The organism is Falsirhodobacter sp. 1013 (genome assembly GCF_051195255.1).
Taxonomy (GTDB): domain Bacteria; phylum Pseudomonadota; class Alphaproteobacteria; order Rhodobacterales; family Rhodobacteraceae; genus Falsirhodobacter.
Genome location: NZ_JBNJLK010000009.1, coordinates 83,677 through 109,498, shown reverse-complemented (window position 1 = coordinate 109,498; position 25,822 = coordinate 83,677). Strand labels below are relative to the sequence as shown.

At 67.0% G+C, this 25,822-nt stretch carries 22 protein-coding genes; 17 read left to right on the top strand and 5 right to left on the bottom strand.

Annotated features, from left to right (window positions below; translation table 11 throughout):
• Nucleotides 1-127: 127 nt before the first annotated feature.
• Genes ACSHZY_RS13340 through ACSHZY_RS13330 form a run of 3 tightly spaced genes read left to right on the top strand, consistent with a single transcriptional unit; the run spans nucleotide 128 to nucleotide 3,344 of the window.
• Nucleotides 128-1,306, top strand: a complete 1,179-nt coding sequence (locus tag ACSHZY_RS13340; protein WP_435169885.1) for a sialidase family protein — start codon at nucleotides 128-130, stop codon at nucleotides 1,304-1,306.
• Nucleotides 1,303-2,253 (top strand): 4-hydroxythreonine-4-phosphate dehydrogenase PdxA, encoded by a 951-nt coding sequence (gene pdxA, locus ACSHZY_RS13335; protein ID WP_435169882.1) that lies wholly within the window; start codon nucleotides 1,303-1,305, stop codon nucleotides 2,251-2,253. The genes ACSHZY_RS13340 and pdxA overlap by 4 nt, the downstream gene beginning before the upstream one ends.
• Nucleotides 2,250-3,344 (top strand): iron-containing alcohol dehydrogenase, encoded by a 1,095-nt coding sequence (locus ACSHZY_RS13330; RefSeq protein ID WP_435169880.1) that lies wholly within the window; start codon nucleotides 2,250-2,252, stop codon nucleotides 3,342-3,344. The genes pdxA and ACSHZY_RS13330 overlap by 4 nt, the downstream gene beginning before the upstream one ends.
• Before the next feature lie 3 nt (nucleotides 3,345-3,347).
• Here the strand turns inward: ACSHZY_RS13330 and ACSHZY_RS13325 are convergent, their stop codons facing one another.
• Nucleotides 3,348-4,574 (bottom strand): ATP-binding protein, encoded by a 1,227-nt coding sequence (locus ACSHZY_RS13325; protein WP_435169879.1) that lies wholly within the window; start codon nucleotides 4,572-4,574, stop codon nucleotides 3,348-3,350.
• A 252-nt stretch (nucleotides 4,575-4,826) separates the two neighbouring features.
• Here ACSHZY_RS13325 and repA point away from each other — a divergent pair, with 252 nt between their 5' ends.
• The 3 genes from repA (at nucleotide 4,827) to repC (ending at nucleotide 8,218) form a co-directional block, all read left to right on the top strand.
• Entirely contained in the window at nucleotides 4,827-6,014 is a 1,188-nt protein-coding gene (repA, locus tag ACSHZY_RS13320) for a plasmid partitioning protein RepA (RefSeq protein ID WP_435169877.1), read from the top strand.
• Complete coding sequence (repB, locus tag ACSHZY_RS13315) at nucleotides 6,014-6,925, top strand: plasmid partitioning protein RepB (RefSeq protein WP_435169876.1); 912 nt, start codon at nucleotides 6,014-6,016, stop codon at nucleotides 6,923-6,925. The genes repA and repB overlap by 1 nt, the downstream gene beginning before the upstream one ends.
• A 168-nt stretch (nucleotides 6,926-7,093) precedes the next feature.
• The gene (gene repC / locus ACSHZY_RS13310) at nucleotides 7,094-8,218 is read left to right on the top strand and encodes a plasmid replication protein RepC (RefSeq protein ID WP_435169875.1); all 1,125 of its coding nucleotides are present in this window, start codon (nucleotides 7,094-7,096) and stop codon (nucleotides 8,216-8,218) included.
• 17 nt (nucleotides 8,219-8,235) lie between these two features.
• Here repC and ACSHZY_RS13305 read toward each other — a convergent pair whose 3' ends face one another.
• A complete protein-coding gene (locus ACSHZY_RS13305) occupies nucleotides 8,236-9,240 on the bottom strand; it encodes a LacI family DNA-binding transcriptional regulator (RefSeq protein WP_435169873.1) in 1,005 nt (334 codons plus the stop codon).
• A gap of 123 nt (nucleotides 9,241-9,363) precedes the next feature.
• On the opposite strand from ACSHZY_RS13305, the gene ACSHZY_RS13300 reads away from it, so the two are divergent.
• The 10 genes from ACSHZY_RS13300 (at nucleotide 9,364) to ACSHZY_RS13255 (ending at nucleotide 21,168) form a co-directional block, all read left to right on the top strand.
• A complete protein-coding gene (locus ACSHZY_RS13300; RefSeq protein WP_435169871.1) occupies nucleotides 9,364-10,419 on the top strand; it encodes a sugar phosphate isomerase/epimerase family protein in 1,056 nt (351 codons plus the stop codon).
• The gene (locus ACSHZY_RS13295; protein WP_435169869.1) at nucleotides 10,416-11,513 is read left to right on the top strand and encodes a Gfo/Idh/MocA family protein; all 1,098 of its coding nucleotides are present in this window, start codon (nucleotides 10,416-10,418) and stop codon (nucleotides 11,511-11,513) included. Before ACSHZY_RS13300 ends, ACSHZY_RS13295 begins: the two co-directional genes overlap by 4 nt.
• A complete protein-coding gene (locus ACSHZY_RS13290; RefSeq protein WP_435169867.1) occupies nucleotides 11,498-13,000 on the top strand; it encodes a sugar ABC transporter ATP-binding protein in 1,503 nt (500 codons plus the stop codon). The genes ACSHZY_RS13295 and ACSHZY_RS13290 overlap by 16 nt, the downstream gene beginning before the upstream one ends.
• Nucleotides 12,997-13,995: an ABC transporter permease gene (locus ACSHZY_RS13285; RefSeq protein ID WP_435169865.1), complete on the top strand. Its 999-nt coding sequence runs from the start codon at nucleotides 12,997-12,999 to the stop codon at nucleotides 13,993-13,995. The genes ACSHZY_RS13290 and ACSHZY_RS13285 overlap by 4 nt, the downstream gene beginning before the upstream one ends.
• A gap of 21 nt (nucleotides 13,996-14,016) precedes the next feature.
• The gene (locus ACSHZY_RS13280) at nucleotides 14,017-14,952 is read left to right on the top strand and encodes an ABC transporter substrate-binding protein (protein ID WP_435169862.1); all 936 of its coding nucleotides are present in this window, start codon (nucleotides 14,017-14,019) and stop codon (nucleotides 14,950-14,952) included.
• 210 nt (nucleotides 14,953-15,162) lie between these two features.
• Entirely contained in the window at nucleotides 15,163-16,131 is a 969-nt protein-coding gene (locus ACSHZY_RS13275) for a Bug family tripartite tricarboxylate transporter substrate binding protein (RefSeq protein ID WP_435169860.1), read from the top strand.
• A 52-nt stretch (nucleotides 16,132-16,183) separates the two neighbouring features.
• The gene (locus ACSHZY_RS13270; RefSeq protein WP_435169858.1) at nucleotides 16,184-16,642 is read left to right on the top strand and encodes a tripartite tricarboxylate transporter TctB family protein; all 459 of its coding nucleotides are present in this window, start codon (nucleotides 16,184-16,186) and stop codon (nucleotides 16,640-16,642) included.
• A gap of 3 nt (nucleotides 16,643-16,645) precedes the next feature.
• Entirely contained in the window at nucleotides 16,646-18,151 is a 1,506-nt protein-coding gene (locus ACSHZY_RS13265) for a tripartite tricarboxylate transporter permease (protein WP_435169856.1), read from the top strand.
• Between the two features lie 70 nt (nucleotides 18,152-18,221).
• Nucleotides 18,222-19,250, top strand: a complete 1,029-nt coding sequence (locus tag ACSHZY_RS13260; RefSeq protein WP_435169854.1) for a LacI family DNA-binding transcriptional regulator — start codon at nucleotides 18,222-18,224, stop codon at nucleotides 19,248-19,250.
• A 79-nt stretch (nucleotides 19,251-19,329) separates the two neighbouring features.
• Nucleotides 19,330-21,168: an OmpA family protein gene (locus tag ACSHZY_RS13255; protein ID WP_435169853.1), complete on the top strand. Its 1,839-nt coding sequence runs from the start codon at nucleotides 19,330-19,332 to the stop codon at nucleotides 21,166-21,168.
• Between the two features lie 100 nt (nucleotides 21,169-21,268).
• On the opposite strand, the gene ACSHZY_RS13250 is transcribed toward ACSHZY_RS13255, so the two are convergent.
• From ACSHZY_RS13250 to ACSHZY_RS13240, 3 genes are all read right to left on the bottom strand, one after another.
• On the bottom strand, nucleotides 21,269-23,833 hold the full coding sequence (locus ACSHZY_RS13250) for a glucose/quinate/shikimate family membrane-bound PQQ-dependent dehydrogenase (RefSeq protein WP_435169850.1): 2,565 nt from the start codon (nucleotides 23,831-23,833) through the stop codon (nucleotides 21,269-21,271).
• 25 nt (nucleotides 23,834-23,858) lie between these two features.
• Complete coding sequence (locus ACSHZY_RS13245; protein ID WP_435169849.1) at nucleotides 23,859-23,993, bottom strand: hypothetical protein; 135 nt, start codon at nucleotides 23,991-23,993, stop codon at nucleotides 23,859-23,861.
• A gap of 119 nt (nucleotides 23,994-24,112) precedes the next feature.
• The gene (locus tag ACSHZY_RS13240; protein ID WP_435169847.1) at nucleotides 24,113-25,087 is read right to left on the bottom strand and encodes a hypothetical protein; all 975 of its coding nucleotides are present in this window, start codon (nucleotides 25,085-25,087) and stop codon (nucleotides 24,113-24,115) included.
• Between the two features lie 119 nt (nucleotides 25,088-25,206).
• Between ACSHZY_RS13240 and ACSHZY_RS13235 the strand changes: the two genes are divergently transcribed.
• The gene (locus ACSHZY_RS13235; protein WP_435169846.1) at nucleotides 25,207-25,809 is read left to right on the top strand and encodes a TetR family transcriptional regulator; all 603 of its coding nucleotides are present in this window, start codon (nucleotides 25,207-25,209) and stop codon (nucleotides 25,807-25,809) included.
• The last annotated feature ends 13 nt before the right edge of the window (nucleotides 25,810-25,822 follow it).

Here is a 25,822-nt window from a genome sequence, read left to right as displayed (position 1 = left end):
ATAACCCTTTATTTCATCACTTCTGGAAACGCATGAAGGCTGCCACGCCAAGAAGAAACTACGCTTCAACTTGACAACCTGTTGTTACGCGTTGACTGTCGGGGCAAGGATGGAGGAGGAGGATTCGATGACGCCGGAGCAGATCGCCCAGGCGATGACGGGGCGCGTGACGCCTGTGTCGCCGGAGCGGGCGGAAGGGTTCCTGCCCTCGCCCATGATCCAGAACCACGCCTCATTCCTGTCGCTGATGCCGGATGGCGCGCTGCTGTGCGTGTGGTTCGGCGGCACGCTGGAAGGGAAATCCGACATCTCCATCCATGGCAGCCTTCTGCCGGCGGGCGCGGATCAATGGGGCTCGGTCCGGGTGCTGAGCCATGATCCTGACCATTCCGAACAGAACCCCGTCGTGTTCCACGCGCCGGACGGGCGGATGTGGCTGTTCCACACCTCCCAGCCCTCGGGCAACCAGGACGAATGCCGCATCCGCATGGCGCACCTGACGCGCGATGCGGACGGCGTGACTGTCGGTGAAGGGCGCTATCTGGACCTGCCGCGCGGCTGCTTCGTGCGCGGCAACGTGGTCGTGCGCGACGATGGCGGCTGGCTGTTGCCGATCTTTCGCTGCGCGTCCCGCCCCGGTCAGAAGTGGAACGGCAGCCATGACGACGCCGCCATGGGCATCTCCCTCGACCAGGGCCAGACATGGCAGCTGGAGGCGGTGGAAGGCTCCATCGGTTCCGTCCACATGAGCCCGGTGCCCATGGACGGCGCCATGTCCGCCTTCTTCCGCCGCCGTCAGGCCGACCACGTCTTCCGCAGCGACAGCAGGGACGGCCGCCACTGGTCGGCACCCGAGGCGACGGATCTGCCGAACAACAACTCCTCCATCGCGGCCACACGGATCGCGGACGGGCGCATCGCGCTGATCTGCAACCTGTCCTCGGCCGCGACCAGCACCGACCGGCGCGCCTCGCTTTATGACGAGCTGGGGGAGGAGGACGACCGCCCCGACGCCGACCCCACGGGGGGATGCGTGCCCGTCTGGGGCGTGCCGCGCGCGCCGGTGGCGGTGTGCCTGTCGTCGGATGGCGGGCGCACCTTCCCCGACCGCCTGATCGTGGAAGACGGCCCCGGCACCTGCACGTCGAACGATTCCACCGACGGGCGGAACAAGGAAATGTCCTATCCCTGGCTTCTGGAGGGCCCGGACGGGACGCTGCACATCACCTACACCTACCACCGCCGCGCCATCAGATACGTCCGGCTGTCGCCGGGCTGGGCGGCCAACGCGACGAGGCTTGCATGAGCGACACCATCGGCATCACCATGGGCGACCCCGCGGGCGTCGGCCCCGAAATCAGCGTGAAGGCATTGGCCGGGATGTCGCCCGCCGACCGCGCCCGCACCCTGATCTATGGCAACCGCGCCACGCTGGAAGCGGCCAAGGTCGCCGTCGGCTGCGATGTGGAACTTGAGGGGCATGTCGTGGACCTGCCCATCGAAGGCGCCCCCCTGCCCTGGGGCCAGCTGTCGCCCGTGGCGGGGGACGCGGCCTTCCGCTTCATCGAACAGGCGGTGCGGGACGCGCAGGCGGGCAAGATCGGCTGCATCGTCACCGCCCCCATCAACAAGGAAGCGCTGAACGCCGCCGGTCACCACTATGACGGCCACACGGGAATGCTGCGGTCGCTGACCGGATCGGCCGCGGCCTACATGCTGTTGGCTTCGGAAAAGCTGAAGGTGATCCACGTCTCCACCCATGTCTCCTTGTCCGAGGCGATCCGGCGGGCGACGACGGAACGCGTGCTGGCCACGATCCGCGCCGGCAACGCCCACCTGAAGCGCATCGGCATCGCGGCCCCGCGCATCGCGGTGGCGGGCATCAACCCCCATTGCGGCGAAAACGGGTTGTTCGGGACCGAGGATGTGGACCAGATCGCCCCCGCCGTCGCCGCCGCGCGCGCCGAAGGAATCGACGCGTCGGGCCCTATTTCGGCCGACACGGTGTTCCACCGCGCCTTTTCCGGCGCCTTCGACCTGGTGGTCGCGCAGTATCACGACCAGGGGCACATCCCGATCAAGCTGGTGGCCTTCGACACGGCGGTCAACGTCTCGGTCGAGCTGCCGATCGACCGCACCTCGGTCGATCACGGGACGGCCTTCGACATCGCGGGCAAGGGCATCGCGAACCACGGCAACATGATCGAGGCCATCGCCTATGCGCGCAAGCTGGTCGCGGGGAAAGCAGCATGAGGAACATCACCATCCACCTGCCCAAGCGACTGGAGATCGGGGCCGGCGCCTCGGCCCGCGTGGGGGAGGTCTTTGCGGCCCAACGCGCCTTCGTGCTGGCCACGCCGCACACGGCCGCCTTCGCCGACAAGCTGGGCCTGACAGGGCAGATCACGATCTTCGACGACCTGCCGGGGGAACCGGACATCGCCTGCCTTGAGGCGGCGCTGACGGCGGCCCGTGCCGCGCGTCCCGATCTGGTCGTGGGCCTTGGCGGCGGGTCGGCCATGGACGTGGCGAAGCTGGTGGCCGCGCTGTGGGACGGCGAACAGACGCTGGCCGATGTGGCCGGTCCGAACAAGGTGGCGGGCCGGCGCACCGCGCTGGTGCAGGTCGCCACCACCGCCGGCACGGGGTCCGAAGCCGGCATCCGCGCGCTGATCACCGATCCGGGCGCGGGCGCCAAGATCGCCGTGGAAAGCCCGCATCTGATCGCGGATCTGGCCGTGCTTGATCCGGTCCTGACCTTCAGCGTGCCGCCCGCCGTCACGGCCGCCACCGGCATCGACGCCATGGCCCATTGCGTGGAGGCCTTCACCAACATCAACGCCCACCCCGTGATCGACGGCTTCGCCCGCATGGGGATCGGCCTTGTGGGCCGCTTCCTTAAACGCGCGGTGCAGGACGGCACGGACACCGAGGCGCGGGAGGGGATGATGCTCGCCTCCTTCTATGGCGGGATCTGCCTTGGACCGGTCAACACGGCGGCGGGGCATGCGCTGGCCTATCCGCTGGGCACGCTGCTGCACCTGCCGCATGGCTTGGCCAACGCGATCATCTTCCCGCATGTGCTGGCCTTCAACGAGGAGTCGGTGCCCGACAAGACGGCCGAAGTGGCGCGTGCGCTTGGTCTGACGGGCGATCTGGCCGAAGCCGCCCACCGCTTCTGCGCGGACCTGGGGGTGGAGATGCGCCTGTCGGCCCATGGCGCGACGGAAGATCAGCTTCCCCGTTTCGCCGCCGACGCCCATGCCATCCGCCGGCTGATGAACAACAACCCCCGGGACATGAGCGTGGAGGACGTGCTGGCCATCTATCGCGCCGCCTTCTGATCCCTATCCGTCGGACCAGAGGCTGGACAGCGGCACCGCGAACAGCTTTTCGCCGAAAGGCACCACGCGGTCGCCGTCATACAGCACCACGCCTTGGACGAAGCGATCCTCCAGCGCGGTGGCGAGCTTGCGCAGCCCCTTGAAATCCTCCGCCCGCACGGTGGCGGAGGCCTTGATCTCCACCCCCGCCACGGTGCCGCGGCGGGTTTCCAGCACGATGTCGACCTCGGTCTGGTCCTTGTCGCGGAAATGGCCGAAGGTGGGGCGCTCGTCGCTCCACGTCGCGATCTTGCGGAGTTCGGAAAAGACGAAGGTTTCCAGCACCGCGCCGAAGGCGGGCCGGTCCTGCCGCACGCGCTCGGGCGAGAGATCCCGCAGGGCCGCCAGAAGGCCCGCGTCCAGAAAATGCAGCTTCGGCGATTTCACCAGCCGCTTGATGCGGTTGTTGAACCAGGGCGGCAGCGTGTCCACGAGAAACAGGCTTTCGAACAGGCGCATGTATTTCAGGGTGGTGACGTGGTTCAGGTCCACTTGCGCGCCAAGCGCCGAGGCGTTGACGAGCTGCCCCGAATGTTCCCCCATCATCCGCAGAAGGCGCGGCAGAAGGCCCAGCTTCTCGATCTCGGCGATGTCGCGGACGTCGCGCTGCACGAGGGCGTCGACATAGTTCAGGTACCAGTCCTGCCGCCGGCTCCAGCGCGTCCGCGCCACGGCCTCGGGATAGCCGCCGCAAAGCACCATCTCCACCAGGTCCTGCCCCAGGATCAGGTCGCCCACCGTGGCCGGACGGCCGGTCAGCAGCTTGTCGAGGAAGCTGGACTTGCGGCCCAGGATCTCTCCGCGCGAGAGAGGAAGAAGGGGCACCGTCTCCATCCTCCCCGCCAGTGAATCGGCGACCTTCGGCAGGGTCATCAGGTTGGCGGAGCCGGTCAGCAGGAAGCGTCCGGGACGGCGGTCGCGGTCCACCTCGGTCTTGATGGCCAGAAGAAGGCCGGGGGCGCGCTGCACCTCGTCGATGACCACGCGGTCAAGGCCGCGCAGGAAGCCCACGGGATCGGTGCGTGCGGCCTCCAGCGTGGTGGGATCGTCCAGCGTGAAGAAGGCCCGCCCCTTGGCCGCCAGCCCCTCGGCCAGCGTCGTCTTGCCCGACTGGCGGGGGCCGGAGATCAGAACGACCCGCGTGTCCTCCAGCGCCTCGGCGATGCGGGCGGCGGCGTGACGTTGAAACATCGAAGAATCCTTTGACAGGCGTCGGCCGGTTGAAATCTGACGTTCGGCTGATTGAAAGTCAACCTTCGCAGATTTGAAAGCGTGACCGTGTCCGTTCGCAAGCCGTGCAGGGGCGGCGGCCTTCTGGCCGGTTTTGCGCGGCCGAACTTGAAAAACCCCTTGCCCGAATCCGGATTCTCCCTCATTCACTTACGGCAAGAAGCAGATATCACGAGTTCAAGCGTAACACACGCTGAACCACAAGGGGCGAAGATGAAGCGTCAGGAACGAATCGACGTTCTGGTGGGCGAACACGCCCAGCGGCTGTCCGAACGGCTTCAGGCGCATCGTGAACAGCTTTTCCCCCCGGATGCCAGCAAGGAATTGCGCAAGTTCACCAGCGGCGAAGTGGCGGACCTTCTGGGCGTCAAGGACGCCTATCTGCGCAAGCTGCATCTGGACGGGCGCGGTCCCAGCCCCGAAACGCGGGCGGGCGGGCGGCGCTATTACAGCCTGACGGACGTGCAGGATCTTCGCCAACTCCTTGAAAAGGGGACGAAAACACCCGGAACCTACATTCCCGGGCGCCGCAAGGACGACCATCTTCAGGTCATCACCGTCATCAACTTCAAGGGCGGATCGGGCAAGACCACGACGGCCGCCCATCTGGCGCAGAAGCTGGCGCTGGACGGATACCGGGTGCTGGCGGTGGATCTGGATCCGCAGGCCAGCTTTTCGGCCTTGCACGGGTTCCAGCCCGAATTCGACCTGATCGATGGCGGCACGCTGTATGATGCGATCCGATACGAAGATCCCCTGCCCCTGCGCGACGTGATTCGCAAAAGCTACTTCCCCGGGCTGGACATCATCCCCGGCAACCTCGACCTGATGGAGTTCGAGCACGAAACCCCGCGCGCGCTGGCCGAACGGTCGGCTCAGTTCTTCTTTACCCGCGTGGGCGACAAGCTGGCCGAGGTGCAGGACGATTACGACGTGGTCGTGATCGACTGCCCGCCGCAGTTGGGGTACCTGACCATGTCCGCGCTTTCGGCCGCCACGGCGGTTCTCGTCACCGTGCACCCGCAGATGCTGGACGTCATGTCGATGTGCCAGTTCCTACTGATGACCTCCAACCTCCTTGGCGTCGTGGCCGAGGCGGGTGGCAACATGAGCTATGACTGGCTGCGCTATGTCGTGACGCGGTACGAGCCCGGCGACGGGCCGCAGAACCAGATGGTGTCCTTCATGCGGTCGATGTTCGGCGAGCATGTGCTGAACCATCCGGTGCTGAAATCGACCGCCATCTCGGACGCGGGCATCACCAAGCAGACCCTCTACGAGGTGGAACGGGGGCAGTTCACCCGGTCCACCTACGAACGCGCGATGGAAAGCCTGAACGCCGTCAACGGCGAGATCGAGGCGCTGATCCAGCAGGCCTGGGGCCGGAAAGGGGTGACGTGATGGCGCGCAAGGATCTTCTGAAGGGCCTCCTGACCCCCTCGGCCAATCCCCCTGCCCTGTCGGCGCAGCCGCGGGTGACGAAGGGCGCCATCGGGGCGGTCAGCCAATCGATCGCGGACCTGCGGAACCGTTCCGTTATCGAGGTTCCCGTCGATATGATAGACCATGCCGGCCTGCGCGACCGTCTGGATGAAGATCCGGACGGCATCGCGCTTCTGGCCGAATCCATGCGCGAATATGGCCAGCAGGTCCCTGTCCTTCTGCGCCATTCCCCCAACACCGAGGGGCGGTACGAGATCGTCTATGGCCGCCGCCGCGTGGCCGCGATGAAGCTGCTGAACCAGCCCGTGAAGGCCATGGTGCGGGAGCTGAACGACCGCGACCTGATCGTGGCGCAGGGGCAGGAAAACACCGCGCGCAAGGACCTGTCCTTCATCGAGAAGGCGAACTTCGCCCGCCACATGCGCGACAGCGGCTTCGACCGCAAGGTGATCTGCGACGCCCTCCAGATCGACAAGACGTTGATTTCGCGCATGTTGTCCATCGCGGACGCCATCCCCCCTGCCCTTCTGACGGCCATCGGCGCGGCCCCCGGTATCGGCCGCGACCGGTGGCTGACGCTGGCCACGCGCATCAAGGACATGGACGTCCCGTCCCTGGTGGGGGCGGCCAAGGGCGACGCGTCCGATGCGCGGTTCGAGGCGGTCCTGACCCATGTCAGCGCCCCGCCAAAACCCGCCGAACGCCCCGTGCTGACCGGCGCGGATGGCACGCCGCTGGGCGAAGTCACGCGTGGTGCGCGGACGACCACATTGAACATCGCGCGCGACAAGGCGAACGGCTTTGACGACTGGCTTGTCGCGAACATGGACCGGCTTCACCGCGACTGGCTTTCCGGCCGCGGAGAATAAAAGCAACATCAACACAGGAGGCACGACAAGGGACCGCAAAAGAAAAGCCCCCCAGGACATGACATCCCGAGAGGCCGTTTCGTCGATCTAAGCACTCGCACGTAACGGCAAAAGTTGACAGCTGTCAACACCCGTCTGTCCGACGGACCGATTTTTGCATCCTCGTGAATGCGGATGAAACATATTTCCACGACGCCCTTCGGGCGGCGTCCGGCTGCGGCTGACCTTTCGGCACATCGCAGGCTGGCCGATGCCCCCTGCCCTGCCGTTCCCGCCGACAAGTGGGCTTTGCTGCGTGACCTTAGCGTCGCCCGGAAGAGCTTCCAGGTGAGCGACCGCGATCTCCATGTGCTTCAGGCCCTGCTGTCCTTCCTTCCCACCCCGATCCTCGCCGCCGACGTATCCCTGATCGTATTCCCATCGAACGCGCGCCTGTCGGAACGGCTGCACGGAATGCCCGAAAGCACCTTGCGCCGTCATCTGGCCGCCTTGGTGACGGCAGGACTGATCCTGCGCCACGACAGCCCCAACGGAAAACGCTTCGCCCGCCGCGACGCGACCGGCGGCATCTCCCGCGCTTTCGGCTTCGACCTGCGCCCCCTGCTGGTGCGCAGTGAGGAGATCATGACCGCTGCTCGACACGCCGAGGCCGAGGCCGAAGAACTTCAGCTTCTGCGGGAGGCTGCCGTATTGCATCTGCGCGATGCATCGCAGCTGCCGGCTCACGAGGAGCGGACGCTGGCCCTGCTGGACCTTCAACGCAGGCTGCGACGCAAGCTTTCGTTGACCGACATGCGGGAGTTGACGGCCGAAGCGGCCCATCTCGCGCATCAAGCACTCTCTCACCTGCCCCTTGCTGCAGAACATCCGGGCGGCAATGACAGCCAGATTGAGCGGCACATACAGAGTTCAAACAAAACTCTATCTGAATCTGGAACGCGCGTAGACACGGGCAAAAAGCCGTCCTTGTGCCTGGACACGATCCTGTCCGCATGTCCCGACAGTGCGGATTATGCGCAGAGTCCCATCACGACGTGGCGCGGGATGCAGGACACGGCCCAAAAGCTCTGCCCGATGATGGGCATAACTCCGGACGTGTGGCGACAGGCGGAGCAGCATATGGGGCCGAGCCAGGCCGCCACAGCCGTATTGTGCATCCTGCAAAGGTTTGGCCGTATCCAGCGCCCCGGGGCGTATCTGCGAACGCTGGTGTCCAAGGCGCGCGCGGGCAGCTTCGACGCGAGCGCCATGGTGCGGGCGTTGCAGGTCAGTCCCAAGGCGGTGCCAAGTTGACAGCTGTCAACTCTTCCTCATCGGGCGGCCGTACTGCGTCGGATCACAAGGTGCACGGGCATTTGGGTCGTGTCCACCGGACTTCCGTTCTCCATGAGCTCAAGAAGCACATCCGCCGCCTTGGCACCGATGTCGACCCGATGCTGCTGGACCGTCGTCAGTCCGGGCGTGACATGCGCGGCCATGTCGATGTTGTCAAAGCCGATGACCGAGATGTCTTCGGGCACGCGGATGCCTGTGCGCTGAAGCTCTCCCATCAGCCCGCAGGCCATCTCGTCATTGTGGCAAAGGACGGCGTCGGGCCGGTCCTTCATCGCCAGAAGCGTCCGCGCCGCCTGCTGGCCGGAGCCGAGCGAGAAGGTGCCTTCCAGAAGCCAGTCGTTCCGCTGCGTCACGCCCGCCTCGGCCAGTGCGTCGCGGACGCCTTTGGACCGTTCCACCGTCAGGGTGTTGCCGGCCGGGCCGGTCACTTCCGCAATGCGCCGATGACCCAGTTCGATCAGATGCCGGACGGCCAAGGCCGCGCCCCCGCGATTGTCGGCCATCACCCGGGGGGCGGCCAGGCCGTCGATCCATTCGCAAGCCTGGACCACGGGCGGGCAGGCGGGTTGGGTCAGGATCGACATGGGCAGGCTTCCGTCCAGAACGATCAACCCGTCGGCGCGCGAACTGTGGGCGAGGGCGCCCAGCTGCGCGTGCACATCGGGGCCGCCCTGCGTGTCCGCGACCAGCAGCGTCAGGCCACGCGTCCGCAGGACGGAGTTGATGCCCGCGATGATGTTGGAGAAGAACGGGTTCGCCAGGTTCGGCACCAAGGCCAGAACGCTGCCCGTCCGCTGGCGCCGCAAGTTGCGCGCGGCCACGTTCACCGTGTAGCCCGCATCCGCCACGGCCTTCAGCACCGCTTCCCGCGTGGAGGGGGACACGAGGTCGGGGCGGGACAGGGCACGGCTGACGGTCGCGGTCGAGACGTTGGCCATCCGGGCGATGTCCCTGACGCGCGGTGCGTTGCCATTCTTCATCCAAGGATCCTTTGCTGGTCCGCCGGGCTTGGCCGAACACGATCTTCTTGTAAAGTGAATGACGCTGTGCCACGGTTGATGCAACCGATTACATAAACGTGGAATCGGGGGTTGGGAGGATCAATGAAGACCATGAAGGGCCCCGGCCTGTTCCTGGCCCAGTTCGTGGGCGGGGAACCTCCGTTCGACAGCTGGCCCGCCATCACCGGCTGGGCGGCCGAATGCGGTTATCTGGGCGTGCAGGTGCCCACGGGCGATGCGCGTCTGCTGGATCTGGATCTTGCCGCAAGTTCGACCACCTATTGCGACGACCTGATGGCGCAGGCGGGGCCGGGGATCGTCATCACCGAACTGTCCAGCCACATCCAGGGCCAGCTGGTCGCCGTCCATCCGGCATATGACGAGGCGTTCGACGCCTTCGCCGCACCGCAGGTGCGGGGCAATCCCGCCGCTCGCACGGAATGGGCCGTGGATCAGGTAAAGAAGACCCTGTCCGCGTCGCGCAACCTCGGCCTGACGTCGATGGCGACCTTCTCGGGCTCCCTCGCCTGGCCCTACATCTACCCTTGGCCGCAACGCCCGCCGGGGTTGATCGAGACGGCCTTCGACGAACTGGCCCGCCGCTGGCGCCCGATACTGGACCATGCCGAAGATTGCGACGTCGATGTCTGCTTCGAGATCCATCCCGGCGAGGACCTGCACGACGGCGTCAGCTTCGAGATGTTCCTTGATCGCGTGAACCAGCACCCACGGGCCAGGATGCTCTACGATCCATCGCATTACGTGCTTCAGGGGCTGGATTATCTCGCAAATCTCGATATTTACGGGGATCGTATCGGCATGTTCCACGTCAAGGACGCCGAATTCAACCCCACGGGCCGCCAAGGCGTGTATGGCGGGTTCCAGCCTTGGGTGGATCGGGCGGGGCGGTTCCGCAGCCCCGGCGACGGGCAGGTGGACTTCGGGGCCATCTTTTCGAAGCTGACGGCGCAGGGCTTTGACGGCTGGGCGGTCGTGGAATGGGAATGCGCGCTGAAGCACCCCGAGGATGGGGCGCGGGAAGGGGCGCAGTTCGTGAAGGACCACATCATCCGCGTCACCCCCCACGCCTTCGACGACTTCGCGGCCGCCGGCACCGACGCGCAGGCCAACCGCCGCATGCTGGGGCTGGACCGATGAGGGCGCTGCGTCTGGGAATGGTCGGCGGCGGCAGCGGGGCCTTCATCGGCAATGTGCACCGCATGGCGGCGCGGCTGGATGGGCAGTTCGAATTGGTGGCGGGGGCGCTGTCGTCCGATCCCGGCCGCTCCCGCCAGTCCGGCGAGGATCTGGGCCTGCCCCGCATCTACGCCGACTTCACCGAAATGGCGCGGGCCGAAGCCGCCCGCCCCGACGGGATCGAGGTCGTGGCCATCGTCACCCCGAACCACATGCACGCTGCCCCCGCGCGCGCCTTTCTGGAACAGGGCATCCACGTCATCTGCGACAAGCCCCTGACCGCCACGCAAGAGGAGGCTCGCGATCTGGCCGCCGCCTGCGCCGCATCCTCCGCCCGGTTCTTTCTGACCCACACCTATTCCGGCTATGCGATGATCCGGCAGGCGCGGGCCATGGTGGCCGAAGGCGCGATCGGCACGATCCGCGTGGTGCAGGTGGAATACGCGCAGGACTGGCTGACCACGGACGCGTCCTCGAAGCAGGCCGACTGGCGCACGGATCCGGCGCGGTCCGGGGCAGGGGCCGTGGGCGACATCGGCACCCACGCCTGGCATCTTGCGACCTTCGTCACGGGGCTGGAGGTGGAAGCGCTGTCGGCGGAACTCTCCTCCTTCGTGCCGGGGCGGCGGGTGGATGACAACGTGCAGGCGATGCTGCGCTTTGCGGGCGGGGCGCGCGGTTCCCTTTGGGCCAGCCAGGTGGCGCCGGGGAATGACAACACGATCCGTTTGCGCGTCTTCGGCGACAAGGGCGGGCTGGACTGGACGCAGGACGCGCCGGGCCAACTGGTCTTCACCCGCTTCGGCCAGCCGCGCCAGATCCTGATGCAGAACGGCGCGGGGGCGATGGACGCCGCGCGCCACGTCTCACGCGTGCCTGCCGGCCATCCGGAGGGGTATATCGAAGCCTTCGCCAACATCTATGCCGAAGCCGCCCGCGCCATCCGGGGCGAGGCGTCCACCTGTCCCGGCATCGCCGACGGTCTGGGCGGCATGGCCTTCATCGACGCCTGCCTTCGGTCGTCGCAGCAGAACGGCGCATGGGTGGCACCGTGACGCCTGTCCTGGCGCTTGCCGCCGTCACCCGCAGCTTCGGCCCGATCGAGGTGCTGCACGGTCTGGATATCGACCTTCACGCCGGCGAGGTGCACGCCCTGATCGGCGAAAACGGCGCGGGCAAGTCCACCACCATGAAGATCATGGCGGGCTTCCTGTCCCCCACCTCCGGCACCGTGCGCATCGACGGCCAGCCCGTCACCCTGTCCAGCGCGGTGGAGGCCGAGGCCGCCGGCGTCGTGATGATCCATCAGGAGTTCAATCTGGCCGCCCACCTGACCGTCACGCAGAACGTGTTCCTTGGGCGCGAGATGCGGCGCGGCCTGTTCCTTGATCACAAGGGGATGCGCGCGCAGACGCAGGCGCTTCTGGACCGGCTGCACTGCCACGCCTCGCCCGACGCGCGGATTTCCGACATCTCGGTCCCCGACCGCCAGATGGTGGAGATCGCGAAGGCCCTGTCCCGTCGCGCCCGCGTGCTGATCATGGACGAACCCACCGCCGTGCTGACCGACCGGGAAACCGGGGTTCTGTTCGAACAGGTCGAACGGCTGAAGGGGGAAGGGGTCGCGATCCTCTACACCTCGCACAATCTGCCGGAGGTGCGGCGTCTGGCCGACCGCGTGACGATCCTGCGCGACGGCACCCGGGTGCAATCGGGCCCCGCGAACGGCATGACCGAGGATCACATGGCCAGCGCCATGGTGGGCCGCGACCTGTCGGACCTGTATCCCGCCAAACGCACGGGCGGATCCGGCGTCATCCTGTCGGCCACGAACATCCGCGTCCCCCGCTTCGTGACGGAGGCGAGCTTCGAGCTGCGTCAGGGCGAGATCCTCGGCTTCGCCGGCCTTGTCGGATCGGGCCGGACGGAGTTGATGGAGGCCATCGCCGGCCTGCGCCCCCGCGACGGCACCGTGACCGTGAACGGCACGACGCTGGCGGCCGAAGACATGCGCGGCGCGCTGGATCAGGGTCTTGTCTACCTGACGGAGGACCGCAAGGAATGCGGCCTTCTTCTGAACAAGTCGCTGCGCGAAAACCTGACGCTCCTCTCGCTGGAGAAGTTCTCGCGCGGGCTGATCGACCGCCGCGCCGAGGATGCGGCGCTGGACCGCGCCATCGCCGACTGGGACATCCGCATCCCGCACCGCGACGTGCTGGCCGGCAACCTGTCGGGCGGCAACCAGCAGAAGCTTCTGCTGGCGAAAACCATGCTGACCGGTCCGCGCATCGTCATCATCGACGAACCCACACGCGGCATCGACATCGGCACCAAGCAACAGATCTACCGTTTCATCCATCGCCTGGCCGAAAAGGGGCTGAGCGTGATCGTCATCTCCTCCGAACTGCCCGAGGTGATCGGGCTGTGCGACCGCGTGATCGTCATGCAGGCGGGCCGGGTCGCGGGGCAGGTGACGGGCGCGGATGTGAACGAACAGTCCATCGTCCGCATGGCGATGGGCCTTGAGGGAGAGGCCGCATGACCACCGTCGACACGCGCAAGGCGGCCCCGCGCCGCAGCGTCAACCTGCACGCCATCGGGCCACTGGCCGCGCTGGTCGTCCTTCTGCTGATCGGGATGGCGCTGAACGACAACTTCCTCAGCTATTCCAACCTCACGAACGTGCTGGCGCGGTCGGCCTTCATCGGCATCATCGCCGTGGGGATGACCTTCGTCATCACGGCCGGCGGGCTCGACCTGTCCGTCGGCTCCATGGCGGCCTTCGTGGCCGGGGTGATGATCCTGTCGATGAACGCGCTGCTGCCCACCATGGGCCTTGGCGTGGGGGTGATCCTTGTCGGCATCCTTGTCGGCCTGCTGAGCGGCCTGTTCGGCGGCGCGATCAACGGCCTTCTGATCACCCGCGGCCGGATCGAGGCGTTCATCGTCACGCTGGGCACGATGGGCATCTACCGCTCGCTCATCACGTGGCTGGCCGATGGCGGCACCCTGTCACTGAACTACGAACTTTCGGGCGTCTACCGCCCCGTCTATTACGGCACGGTGCTGGGGATCAGCTGGCCCATCCTCGTCTTCGCGCTGGTGGCGATTGGTGGGGAAATCGTCATGCGCCACACCCGCTTCGGCCGCCACTGCGCGGCCATCGGCTCCAACGAGCAGGTGGCGAAGTATTCCGCCGTGAACGTGATGCGGGTGCGCATGGCCACCTACCTGCTCCTGGGCATCCTCGTGGGCGTCGCGACGGTTATGTACGTCCCGCGCCTCGGCTCGGCCTCCGCCGCGACCGGCGTGTTGTGGGAGCTGGAGGCGATCGCCGCGGTCATCATCGGCGGCACCATGCTGAAGGGCGGCTTCGGCCGCGTCTGGGGCACCGTGGTCGGCGTCTTGATCCTGGGCCTGATCGGAAACATCCTGAACCTGACCGACCTTGTGTCGCCCTACCTGAACGGGGCGATCCAGGGCGTCATCATTATTCTGGCCGTCGTCCTGCAACGGGGCGGCCTGAAGGCCCACTGAAACGTCATAGGGAGGAACACCATGACCGTCCGCACGATCCTTGCGACCACGGCCCTGCTGGCGCTGGCATTGCCCGCCGGCGCCGAAACCATCGGCATCTCCATCCCCGCGGCCACGCATGGCTGGGCGGGTGGCCTGAACTATCACGCGCAGGAAACGGTGACCCGCCTGGAGGAGCAGTATCCCGACCTCGACTTCGTGATCGCCTCGGCCTCGGACCCGTCCAAGCAGGTGTCGGACATCGAGGACATGGTGGCCACCCGCAACATCGACGCGCTGGTCGTGCTGCCCTTCGAATCCGAACCGCTGACGGCCCCCGTGGCGCGCGTGAAGGACGCCGGCACCTTCGTGACGGTGGTGGATCGCGGCCTGTCGCAGGACGGGATCGAGGATCTGTACGTGGCGGGCGACAACGAGGGCTTTGGCCGCGTGGCCGGTGAATACTTCGCGGAAACGCTGGACGAGGGCGCCAAGATCGTCGTCCTGCGCGGCATCGCCTCCACCGTCGACAACGAGCGGGTGGAGGCGTTCAACGCCGCCCTCGAAGGTTCGGGGATCGAGGTGCTGGGGATGGAGCACGGCAACTGGAACCGCGACACCTCCTTCACCGTGATGCAGGACTACCTGTCCCGCTTCCCCGAGATCGACGCCGTCTGGGCCGCCGATGACGACATGGCGATGGGCGCGCTTCAGGCGATCGAACAGGCCGGCCGGTCGGACGAGATGTGGGTTGTGGGCGGCGCTGGCATGAAGGAAATCATCGCCCGCATCCGCGACAAGGACAAGATGCTGCCGGTGGACGTGACCTATCCGCCCGCGATGATCTCCACCGCGATCGAGCTGACGGCGATGCACTTCACGGCGGACGCGCCGGTGCGGGGGCGCTTCATCATCCAGTCGGAACTGATCACGCCCGACAATGCCGAAAGCTACTACTTCGAAGACAGCCCGTTCTGATCGACGGCGGGTCCGGCCGCAGGGCCGGACCCTTTTCCTTCACCCCGGCAGCGTGACGATCCGGCGGGACGTCCGTCCTGCGCCCCATTCCCCGAACACACCCGTTCCGAACCCCGGCGAATTCCGTTGACAGGCCGCCGTCTCCGTTGCCATATGTGATGCATGCGTATGCATCAGGCGGCGGGGAGGCTGCCTTCAGGGGAGGATATCATGAGAAACGTCGTCATCGGGGCCCTCGGCCTTGCCGCCATGCTGTGCACGCCCGCCGTCGCGCAGGACTTTCCGGCAAAGCCCGTCACCGTCATCGTGCCCTTCGCCCCCGGTGGCGCCAGCGACACGATCGGCCGGCTGACCACCCAGATCATGCAGCCCGACTTCGCCCAACCGCTGGTGGTGGAAAACAAGCCCGGCGCGAACGGCGCCGTGGGGGCCGCGCAGCTGGCCCGCGCCAAGCCCGACGGCTACACCATCATGGCCGCCTCCATCGGCACCTTCGGGATCAACCCGGCGCTGCAACCCGACCTTCAATACGACCCGCGCGAAGACCTGGACATGCTGACGATCGCCGTCCGCACCCCCAACGTGCTGGTGACCCGCCCCGATCTGGAAGCCACCACGGTCGAGGAACTGATCGCCGAGCTGAAGGCCGAGCCGGACACGATGCTCTTCGCCTCCTCGGGCGTGGGATCGTCGGATCACCTGACGGCGGAACTCTTCTGGCAGCAGACCGGCACCTCGGGCATCCACGTTCCCTACAAGGGCGGCGGGCCGGCACAGACGGACCTGATGGGTGGCCATGCGGACGCGTCGTTCCAGAACCTCGGCTCCATCGCGGGCTTCGTGCGGGACGGCAAGATGAAGATGCTGGCCATCGCCGCCGAGGAACGCGCCCCCGATTTCCCCGACGTGCCCACGTTCAAGGAGTTGGGGATCGAAGGGATGACCGTTTATTCCTGGCAGGCCTTCGCCGCGCCGAAAGGCCTTCCCGCCGAGGTGAAGGCCGCGCTGGCCGAAGACATCACGACTGCGCTGAAGACGCCGCAGATGACCGAACAGATGACGAAGATGGGCTTCGAGGTGCTGGCCAACACGCCCGAGGAAGCCGACGCCTTCGTCGCCGAAGAGATCGCCCGCTGGAGCGAGGTGATCAAGGCCGGCAACATTACCCCCGCCGACTGATTGGCGCGCGCCTTCGGGCGCCGCCACCAAACCTGCCAAGGAGACGATGGCCATGCACAGCCACCGCACCAAGGATTTCTGGGCCGGGGCCATCTATGTCGCCCTTGGCGGCGCGACCATCCTGCTGGCCCGCGACCTGCCGATGGGCACCAGCGCGCGGATGGGGGCGGGGTATTTCCCCGTCGTCCTCGGCGGTCTGCTGATCCTGATCGGCGTCATCTCCCTCGCCCGCGCCTTTCTGCGACCCGGAGAGGTGGTGGAGCGCATCCACCTGCGCCCGGCGCTGTTCGTGATCGGCGCCACCTGCTTCTTCGCCGCCACGCTGGAATGGTTGGGGCTGGTGGTGGCGCTGCCCGTCTGCATCCTGATCGCGGCCGCGGGCAGCCGCACCTTCCGCCTGAACCTTGCGACACTGGCCGCGACAGCGGGGCTGACGGCCTTCTGCGCGCTGGTCTTCATCAAGGGGTTGGGCGTCCCCATGCCGATGTTCGGCACGTTGTTCGGAGGCTGACCCATGGACATCCTGTCCGACCTTTGGCTGGGCGCGCAGACCGCGTTTTCCGTCTGGAACCTGCTTTATTGCCTTTTGGGCGTCTTCCTCGGCACCGCCATCGGCGTGCTGCCGGGGCTGGGGCCGACCGCCACCATCGCGATGCTGCTGCCGGTGACCTTCGGCCTGCCGCCGGAGACGGCCCTCATCATGCTGGCGGGCATCTTCTATGGCGCGCAATATGGCGGATCGACGACCGCAATCCTCGTGAACCTTCCGGGCGAATCCTCCAGCGTGGTCACCGCGCTGGACGGCTACCAGATGGCGCGGAACGGGCAGGCGGGGACGGCGCTGGCCACCGCCGCCATCGGGTCCTTTGCCGCCGGAACCGTGGCCACCGTGCTGATCGCCTTCTTCGCGCCCGCCCTGTCGGCCGTGGCGCTGACCTTCGGGCCGCACGAATACTTCTCGCTCATGGTCCTCGGCCTTGTGGCGTCGATCGTGCTGGCCAGCGGGTCGCTGCTGCACGCGGTGGGCATGGTCCTGTTCGGCCTGATCCTGGGCCTGATCGGCACCGACGTGAACACGGGCGAAATGCGCTTCACCTTCGGCCGGTTTGAACTGGCCGACGGGATCAGCTTCGTCATCGTCGCGATGGGCGTCTTCGGGCTGGGAGAGATACTGTCCAACCTGGAACACGAACACACGCGGTCCGTCTCTCTGGCGAAGGTTACGGGGCTGATGCCCACGCGCGCCGATCTGAAACGCATGATCGCCCCCGTCACACGCGGCACGCTGATCGGGTCCGTGCTGGGCATCCTGCCGGGGGGCGGGGCAATGCTCGCCTCCTTTGCCGCCTATGCGCTGGAAAAGAAATCCTCCAAGACCCCCGAACGCTTCGGCAAGGGCGCCATCGAAGGCGTCGCGGCGCCCGAGGCCGCGAACAACGCCGGCGCCCAGACCTCGTTCATTCCGATGCTGACGCTGGGCATCCCGTCCAATCCCGTGATGGCGCTGATGATCGGCGCGCTGATCATGCAGGGCATCCAGCCCGGACCGTCGGTGATCGAGGAGCAGCCGGTGCTCTTCTGGGGCCTGATCGTGTCGATGTGGGTCGGCAACCTGATGCTCTTGGTGCTGAACCTGCCGCTGATCGGGTTGTGGGTGAAGATGATCTCCATCCCCTACGGGTTCCTGTTTCCGGCCATCGTCGCCTTCTGCGTCATCGGCGTCTACAGCCTGAACAACGCCACCTTCGACATCTGGCTGATGGCGGGCTTCGGCTTTGCCGGCTACCTGCTGCGCAAGTTCGACTGCGAACCGGCGCCGCTTCTTCTGGGCTTCGTGCTGGGTCCGATGCTGGAGGAGCATCTGCGCCGGTCGATGCTGGTGTCGCGCGGCGACGCGACCACCTTCCTGACCCGCCCGATCAGCGCGATCCTTCTGCTGCTGGCGGTTCTTCTGGTCATCAGCATCCTCGCCCCCACCATCCGCAAGAAGCGCGAGGAGGCCTTCACCGACGAGGATTGAACTTTCGCGTCCGGCACGCCAGACAGGGCACCGTCTGGCGACCCTCCGGCCGCCCTTCAGGATGACCCTCATGCGCGCAGCCGAACCGGAGCCTTCGGGCGAACCCGTCACCATGGCGACCATCGCCCGCATCGCGGGCGTCACGCAGCCCACCGTGTCACGCGCGTTCAATCATCCCGAAAAGCTGTCGCCCGAGACGCTGGACAAGATCATGGACGCCGTCCGCCGCACGGGATACGTCCCGAACATGGTGGCGGGGGGGTTGGCCTCGAACCGCAGCCGGATGCTGGCCGCGATCGTGCCGTCCATCACCAACATCATCTATTCCGCGCTGGTCCAGACCTTCGCCGCGCTGGTGCGCGAACGCGGCTATCAGGTGATGCTGATGGAAAGCGGCTTCGACGCCGAGGAGGAGGCCCGGCTGGTCCGCACCGCGCTGGCCCGCCGCCCCGAAGGGTTGCTGCTGACGGGCGTCGATCACAGCCCCGCCTGCCGCCGCATGATCGAAGGCGCGGCCCTTCCCACGGTGGAGGTCTGGGACCTGAGCGCGCAGCCCATCGATGTCTGCGTCGGCTTTTCTCATGACGGGGCCGCCCGCGCGGCGGCAGAGTGGCTGCTGGCGCGCGGCTACACGCGCTTTGCCGTCGTGTCGGCCGACGACCCGCGCGCCCTGCGCCGCCGGACCGCCTTTTGCGAGGCCGTGGCCGCCGCGGGCCATCCCCCACCGGACGAGATCCTGTTTCCCGGCTTTGCCAGCCTGCGGCGCGGGCGGGACGCGTTGTCGCGGCTGGTGGCGGACGGCCTTCTGGCCCCGGGCGGCAAAAGCGCGATCTTCTGCAGTTCCGACGTCCTGGCCCAGGGCATCCTGATCGAGGCGCAGGCACGCGGCCTGTCGGTCCCCCGCGATCTGGGGTTGATGGGCTTTGGCGATCAGGATTTCGCGGTGGACCTGCATCCCGCGCTGACCACGGTGCGGGTGGACCGCAGCATGCTGGGCCAGCGCGCGGCTGAAGCGCTGATCTTGCGCATTGACGCGGTGGCAGGGTCGGAGCGGCGGATCGACATCGGATACCGGATCATCGAACGCGACTCGGCCTGACGCCTTTGGCGGAACAGATGGAGGCGGCGGGATGTTTCCCGTGCGGAAAGCCCGCACCACGGGCGGAGGAGGAGTTTCCATGACACGCACATCCCTACGTTCCCGGCTTCTGACGACCACGGCGGTTCTGTCCGTCGTGCTCGCCTCGATGACGCCGGCCCGCCTTCCGGCGCAGGAAACCGCACCCGCCGAGGTGCCGCCGGTGGCCGCCCCCACGCGAACCGCCCCGCCCGAAGCCGAGGCCCCGGCGCCCGAGCCCGAGGAGGCCGCCCCTGAAACTCCGCAAGCCGTGACCCCCGATATGGAGGTGATGGAGCCGGAACCCGAAGACGAAGCCCCCGCCCGCAAACCCGCCCCGGCCGAGGCCGAGACGCCGGAGGCACCCGATGAAGCCCCGGCCCCCCGCACCCCCGAGGCGACGGAGCGGGACGCCCCCGCCACAGCCCCTGACGAAGCCCCCGCGCCCCGCACGCCAAAGGCGACGGAACCGGAGGCCCCGGCCGAAGCCGTCCCCGAGGAGGAGGTTGCCCCCCGCGCGACCGAAGCACCCGAAGGCCGTGACACCAATGCCGCCGGATCCGAGGGGGCGCCTGCCCGACGCGACGCCCCCGAAACCGAAGCGGACGAACCGGACGCGACACCGGCCGAACGCAACAGCCTGACGCCCGAGGCGGAGGAACCAGAGGCCACCGAGTCCGAGGCACCGCCCGCCCGCCCTTCGGCCGACCGTGAAACCCCCGCCGCCCGCGACACCGAAGCGAAACCCACCGCCGACACCGCCAATGGCGATGACGCCGAGGCGGTGGACACGCTGAATTCCCTGCTGGAGCGGGACGATGCGGCGCCGGTGGCGGCCGCGGCCGCCGCAGCGGCGGCCACCGGCGACGAACCCCTGAACAACGCCACCGTAACGGAGGTCACGGAAGAAAACGCCCGTTCCAGCGACGAGGATTTCCGCACCTCCGCCTCGGGCGAGGAGCGGGAAGCGAACAGGGACAAGGACGACGATGACGACGACAACGATGGCGGGCTGAGCAACCTTCAGAAGGTTGGCCTTCTGGCGCTTGGCGGTCTGGCGGTCGGCGCGCTGATGAACAATGGCGACGAGGTGGTGTCGAACACAGGCGACCGCGTCGTGCTGCGCCAGAACGACGGCAGCTATCAGGTGCTGAAGGACGACGACGCGCTGCTGCGCCAGCCCGGATCGACCGTGCGGACGGAAAACTACGCCGACGGTTCCACCCGTTCGATCGTGGAACAGGGCGACGGGTCGCGGATCGAAACGATCCGCGACGCTTCGGGCCGCGTGCTGCGCCGGGCGCGCATCAACCCCGATGGAACGCAGACGCTGCTGATCGACGACACGCGGCAGGCGGCACCGGTGGACCTGTCCCGCCTGCCGCAAACGCGCGACGATGTGCGCGTGTCGGCCACGGACCGCACCTCGCTCCGCGACGCGCTGGACCGGATCGCGGCGCGGGACGATGCGCGCCTGTATTCGCTGTCGCAGATCCGCGATTACCGTCAGGTGCGTGCGATGGCGCCGGTGGTGGATGTGGACAACATCACCTTCCGCACCGGATCCGCCGCCGTGGAGGCGTCGGAGGCCGAGCAACTGTCCGACCTTGGCACCCTGATGCGCGACATGAACGACGAACGTCCGGGCGAGGTGTTCCTGATCGAGGGCCATACGGACGCCGTCGGCTCGGCCGCGTCGAACCTGGCGCTGTCGGACCGTCGCGCGGAATCGGTGGCGCTGGCGCTGACCGAATATTTCGACGTTCCGCCGGAAAACATGGTGGTGCAGGGCTACGGTGAAAGCGACCTGCGCGTGCAGGCCGAAGGAGACGAGGCCCGCAACCGCCGCGTCGCCGTGCGGATCATCACCCCGATCCTGCAAGTCGCGCAGAACCAGTAACGCGCCCCGCGCGGCAAAAGGAAGCGGGCAGATCCTTCACCGGATCTGCCCGCTTTTCGTTCCGGGGTCGCGGTCGGGGCTGCCCCCGACCGCGCCGCCATCACTCTTTCAGCGCATAGGCGATGACGTAGTCGCCCGGCTTCGTTCCGATGGAACCGTGCCCACCGGCCACCATCACCACGTATTGCTTGCCGCCCACGTCATAGGTCATGGGCGTGGACTGGCCGCCTGCGGGAAGGCGGGCCTTCCACAGTTGCTCGCCCGTGGTCAGGTCATAGGCGCGCAGGTAGTTGTCCACGGCCGCGCCCAGGAAGGCCACGCCGCCGCGCGTGACGATCGGACCACCGATGCCCGGGACGCCCAGTTCGATCTGCAAGGGCAGGGGCGTCATGTCGCGCACCGTGCCGTTCTTGTGCTTCCACGCGACCTCTCCGGTCGTGAGGTTCGCACCGGCGACGTAACCCCATGGCGGGGCCTGGCAGGGGATGCCAAGGGCGCCAAGGAACGGCCCCATGACCACACCATAGGGCGCGCCTTCGTTGCGGTTCAGACCCTGTTCGCTGGCGGTGGCCCCTTCCTCGGCCGGCGGAATGTCCGCGCGGGGCACAAGCCGCGAGGTGAAGGCGAGGTAGGTCGGCATCCCGAACATGACCTGGCGTTCCGGATCCACCGCGATGGAGCCCCAGTTGAACACGCCGAAGTTGCCCGGATAGACGATGGTGCCTTCCAGCGAGGGCGGCGTGTAGCGGCCTTCGTAATGCAGGCGGTTGAAGTCGATGCGGCACATCAACTGGTCGAAGATCGACAGGCCCCACATGTCCGCTTCGCGCAGCGGCGGCGGGTTGAACGTCAGCGCCGAGGTGGGCTGCGTGGGCGCGGTGAAGTCCTCGGCGATCGCGCCGCCAGGGGCGGGCTCTTCCGTCACGCCAAGGATGGGTTCACCCGTTTCGCGGTTCAGGACGTAGATGTCGCCCTGTTTCGTCGGGCCCACCAGCGCGGGCACCGACTGGCCTTGGATCGTCAGGTCCACCAACACCGGCTGGGCCGGCACGTCCATGTCCCACAGGTCGTGATGCACGGTCTGGAACACCCAACGCTGCTGGCCAGAGGCGATGTCGAGGGCCACGATGGAGGACGAATGCGCCTCCACCGCCTCGGACCGGCCCATGCCCAGCTGGTCGGGAACCTGATTGCCGAGGGGGATGTAGACCATCCCGCGATCCGCATCGACCGAGAAGACGGACCAGCTGTTGGGGCTGTTCGCGGTGTAGGTTTCGCCGCCCGCGATGTCGATCGGGGTGGTGTCGTCCGGATTGCCGCTGTCCCAGTTCCACAGCAGCGCGCCCGTGGCGATGTCAAAGGCGCGGATGACGCCGGATTGCGAGTGGATGGAGAAGTTGTCGTTCACGGCGCCGCCGATGATCAGCTTGCCGTCCACCGCCACCGGGGGCGAGGTGGAATAGTAGTAACCCGCCGGGTTGTAGGGCATCCCGGCTTCCAGACGCAGGGTGCCGTTGTCGGCGAAGGTGGAGCACACCTCACCCGTCTCGGCGTTCAGCGCGATCAGGCGCGCATCGGCCGTGGGCAGGTAGACGCGGGTGGGGCAGACCTCGGTCGCGGTGGCCGGGGCCTCGTTCGGGGTGGGGTCCGCGGGCAGGTTTTCCGCCGGCGGGGCCGGTTCGTCCTGCGCGATCTCCGAGCTGGACGGACCGTCCGGCGCCGGCGTGGTTTCGGTGTCGCCCGGCGCGGTCGGGGCCTCGGTATCCGGGCCGGCGGGGGCCGGGGCAACGGGGGCCTGCGTGCCGGCCGGGGCCGGGGCCGCGGCCTGGGTCGCCGGCATGGCGGCCATGTCCCAATAGGTGACGCCGCGGCAGGTCTGGTGCTGGCGGTCGGGGTTCATGCCCGAATTGGCGTCGAACCGCCAGATTTCCTTGCCGGTCGTCGCGTCCAGCGCGATGGCAAGGTTGTGCGGCGTGCAGATGAACAAGCGGTCGCCGACCTTAAGGGGCGTGACCTGATAGGTCGTCTCGTTCACGTCGTCGGGGCGCTTCACGTCGCCCGTCTGATAGCGCCAGACTTCTTCCAGATCGCCCACGTTCTCGGTCGTGACCTGATCCAGCGGGGACCAGCGCTGGCCGTAATTCGTGCGGCCGTACTGGTGCCAGTCGGTGTCGGCCATCGGGTTGCCGGTGTTCACGTTGCCGGCCAGCCGTTCGATGGGCAGTTCCCCGTCGATGTTGGACGGATCACGGAACATGGAGAAGACGGCCACCGCGATCGCGATCACGACGGCAAGACCCAACGGCAGGCCGGGCACGCGGCGTGTGTTGTTTCCGCGGGCCAAAGGCTCCACCCGGTGCAGCGTGTTGCGCACGAAGGGCAGCCACAGCCAAATGCCCATCAGCACCACAAGGCCGCCGCGCGGCATCAGCTTCCACCAGTCGAAGCCGACTTCCCACACCGACCACGCCAGCCACAGCACGATCGTGGCCGCGAACAGCGTCAGCGCCGCAGGCTGCCGCCTGAAAATGAAAAGAGCGGTCACAAGGACCGCCACACCCAGCAACAGATAGGCGACGCTGCCGCCCAGCACGGCCAGCCATCCCCCCATCACGAGCAATACGGCCCCGATCAGGCCGAATATCGCTCCGGTCAACACTCTCATATCCTATCCCCTCGTTCCAGTTGCGTCATTCCTGCTGGATGGCGTGCGGGCTCGCGCTTGGCTGCGACGTCTCCGGCCCGTCATCCTTGCCGAACAGGACGACCGCGAAAACGAACACGACGACGACGATGCCAAGGATCACCATGTTGCGCATGTTCATCCACCCCATCTGGCCCGGGGCGCAGGACCCCGCATCGCAACGCCCGTGCGGACCATTCGGTTCCGCCGGAGGCCGGGGCGTCCGCCGGAAAGGGATGTTTCCGGGCCGCCGAAGGCGGATCAGACGCTGCCCGCGCCCAGCACCATGGACGCGAAGAGCGAGCCGTCATCGCGCACGGTCACCTTCAGGATGTCCTCCATCCCTTCGACGCCGCTCTGCTTGCGGACCAGATCTTCCTCGTTCGTGTAGATGGACACGCCGCGATCCCCGTAGGCCGGATCCGTGGACTGGATGACATTCACCAGCGCCTGCGGGACGTAAAGCTGCGTCGTGATCATCTCGCTCGCACTCAGGAACGCGCGAAGGTGGATGTGGACGGCGCGCGGCGTGTACCAGCCCGGCACGATCGTCTTGAACGTCACCTTGCCTTCGGCGTTCGTGGTCTGCGCGCCGCGCAGGAAGCGTTCCTCGTCGCCCGTCTTGACATGGCCCGTCGCGTCCGGCGAGGCGAGGTCCGGCACCGTGTTCGGGTCGTTGAACAGGTAGCCGCTGTATTCGCCGGCGGCGTTGCAGTGCCAGATGGAGATGACGGCCCCCTCGATCGGGGCGCAGCTGGCATTGGCGTTGACCAGTTGAAGTTCCAGTTCCAGTGGAACACCGGGCTGATCCTCGCGGATGTCGGACCGGACGATCCGCTCATCGATGTAATAGGGCCCTTCGACGGCGGCGGTCGTGACGCGGCACATGTCCGGGATCTGCGACAGCATCTCGTTGGCCTTGGCGTACTGGTCCAGCCCGTTTTGCGCCCGCGCCGGCGATATCAGGCCGGTGATCGGTGTCAGAAAGGTGCCCAGCACGCCCATCAGGGCCGTGCGCCGCCGGATGATCAGCTCGTTCGGGGCTTCGTCATGCTCTTCGACCTCGGTGGAAGGGGCTTCCTGATGGTGGCGTTCTTTTTCCGGGCAATGTTCATCCGGTGAAATGGGGGTCGGGAAAGGCGTGCGGGCCGGGGCTTGATGATCGGGGGCAAGTGCGGCAGGGAAGAAATCACCCACCCCTGTACTGTTGCCTTCCGGCGGACCTGACTGTTCCATGCAAGCCTTTCCCTTCCTTCCGGCAAGGTGCCGGGCCGCCCGGTTGTCCAGGTGGCATGCGGATGAAAGTATACATCCACCACTGTATGTAAAGAGACATGAGAAAGTAAAGGCAGATCATGCGCAGAACCCGAGATGACGCGGAAGCGACGCGGCAGGCCATCATGGACGCGGCCGAGACGGTCTTCCTGAACCATGGCATCGCGAACACGAGCCTCGAGAAGGTGTCGCGGGCGGCGGGCGTCACCCGCGGCGCCTTCTACTGGCACTTCAAGGACAAGTCGGAGCTGTTGCGCGCCCTGAACCAACGGGTCGATCCGCCGCAGGCCGCCATGGCACGCGCCGCAGCCGCCGAGGGCCACGACGATCCGCTGGCCCTGATCGAAAGCGTGGGGCAGGAGATCCTGCGCGAGTTCGAGGGCGACGAACGCCGCCAGCGCATGTTCGAAATCGTGACCGCCAACCTGCGCGCGCTGGACGAGGACACCTCGCTGGCCGAAGCGAACGCCGATGTCTTCACCGTCCTGACGCAGCTGATGACGCTGGCGCGGGACCAGGGGCAGCTGGACCCCGACTTCACCCCGCAGGAGGCGGCCTTCGCGATGATGATCACGATGAACGGCGTGCTGGCCGAATGGCTGCGGGCGAAGAAGTCCTTCGCGCTGTTCGACCTGGGCGGAAAGCTGATCCGCCAGCAGATCCGCAGCCTGCGGGTGGGCTGAACGCCCGCCACAG

Excerpts from the sequence above, each read along its gene's own strand:
- repC (WP_435169875.1), top strand. The coding sequence starts at position 7,094 with ATGCGGATGAAACATATTTCCACGACGCCCTTCGGGCGGCGTCCGGCT.
- ACSHZY_RS13260 (WP_435169854.1), top strand. The coding sequence starts at position 18,222 with ATGCGCGCAGCCGAACCGGAGCCTTCGGGCGAACCCGTCACCATGGCG.
- ACSHZY_RS13325 (WP_435169879.1), bottom strand. The coding sequence starts at position 4,574 with ATGTTTCAACGTCACGCCGCCGCCCGCATCGCCGAGGCGCTGGAGGAC.
- ACSHZY_RS13340 (WP_435169885.1), top strand. The coding sequence starts at position 128 with ATGACGCCGGAGCAGATCGCCCAGGCGATGACGGGGCGCGTGACGCCT.
- ACSHZY_RS13280 (WP_435169862.1), top strand. The coding sequence starts at position 14,017 with ATGACCGTCCGCACGATCCTTGCGACCACGGCCCTGCTGGCGCTGGCA.
- repA (WP_435169877.1), top strand. The coding sequence starts at position 4,827 with ATGAAGCGTCAGGAACGAATCGACGTTCTGGTGGGCGAACACGCCCAG.
- ACSHZY_RS13300 (WP_435169871.1), top strand. The coding sequence starts at position 9,364 with ATGAAGACCATGAAGGGCCCCGGCCTGTTCCTGGCCCAGTTCGTGGGC.
- ACSHZY_RS13275 (WP_435169860.1), top strand. The coding sequence starts at position 15,163 with ATGAGAAACGTCGTCATCGGGGCCCTCGGCCTTGCCGCCATGCTGTGC.
- repB (WP_435169876.1), top strand. The coding sequence starts at position 6,014 with ATGGCGCGCAAGGATCTTCTGAAGGGCCTCCTGACCCCCTCGGCCAAT.
- ACSHZY_RS13255 (WP_435169853.1), top strand. The coding sequence starts at position 19,330 with ATGACACGCACATCCCTACGTTCCCGGCTTCTGACGACCACGGCGGTT.
- ACSHZY_RS13250 (WP_435169850.1), bottom strand. The coding sequence starts at position 23,833 with ATGAGAGTGTTGACCGGAGCGATATTCGGCCTGATCGGGGCCGTATTG.
- ACSHZY_RS13290 (WP_435169867.1), top strand. The coding sequence starts at position 11,498 with ATGGGTGGCACCGTGACGCCTGTCCTGGCGCTTGCCGCCGTCACCCGC.
- ACSHZY_RS13265 (WP_435169856.1), top strand. The coding sequence starts at position 16,646 with ATGGACATCCTGTCCGACCTTTGGCTGGGCGCGCAGACCGCGTTTTCC.
- ACSHZY_RS13305 (WP_435169873.1), bottom strand. The coding sequence starts at position 9,240 with ATGAAGAATGGCAACGCACCGCGCGTCAGGGACATCGCCCGGATGGCC.
- ACSHZY_RS13330 (WP_435169880.1), top strand. The coding sequence starts at position 2,250 with ATGAGGAACATCACCATCCACCTGCCCAAGCGACTGGAGATCGGGGCC.
- ACSHZY_RS13285 (WP_435169865.1), top strand. The coding sequence starts at position 12,997 with ATGACCACCGTCGACACGCGCAAGGCGGCCCCGCGCCGCAGCGTCAAC.
- pdxA (WP_435169882.1), top strand. The coding sequence starts at position 1,303 with ATGAGCGACACCATCGGCATCACCATGGGCGACCCCGCGGGCGTCGGC.
- ACSHZY_RS13245 (WP_435169849.1), bottom strand. The coding sequence starts at position 23,993 with ATGAACATGCGCAACATGGTGATCCTTGGCATCGTCGTCGTCGTGTTC.
- ACSHZY_RS13270 (WP_435169858.1), top strand. The coding sequence starts at position 16,184 with ATGCACAGCCACCGCACCAAGGATTTCTGGGCCGGGGCCATCTATGTC.
- ACSHZY_RS13235 (WP_435169846.1), top strand. The coding sequence starts at position 25,207 with ATGCGCAGAACCCGAGATGACGCGGAAGCGACGCGGCAGGCCATCATG.
- ACSHZY_RS13295 (WP_435169869.1), top strand. The coding sequence starts at position 10,416 with ATGAGGGCGCTGCGTCTGGGAATGGTCGGCGGCGGCAGCGGGGCCTTC.
- ACSHZY_RS13240 (WP_435169847.1), bottom strand. The coding sequence starts at position 25,087 with ATGGAACAGTCAGGTCCGCCGGAAGGCAACAGTACAGGGGTGGGTGAT.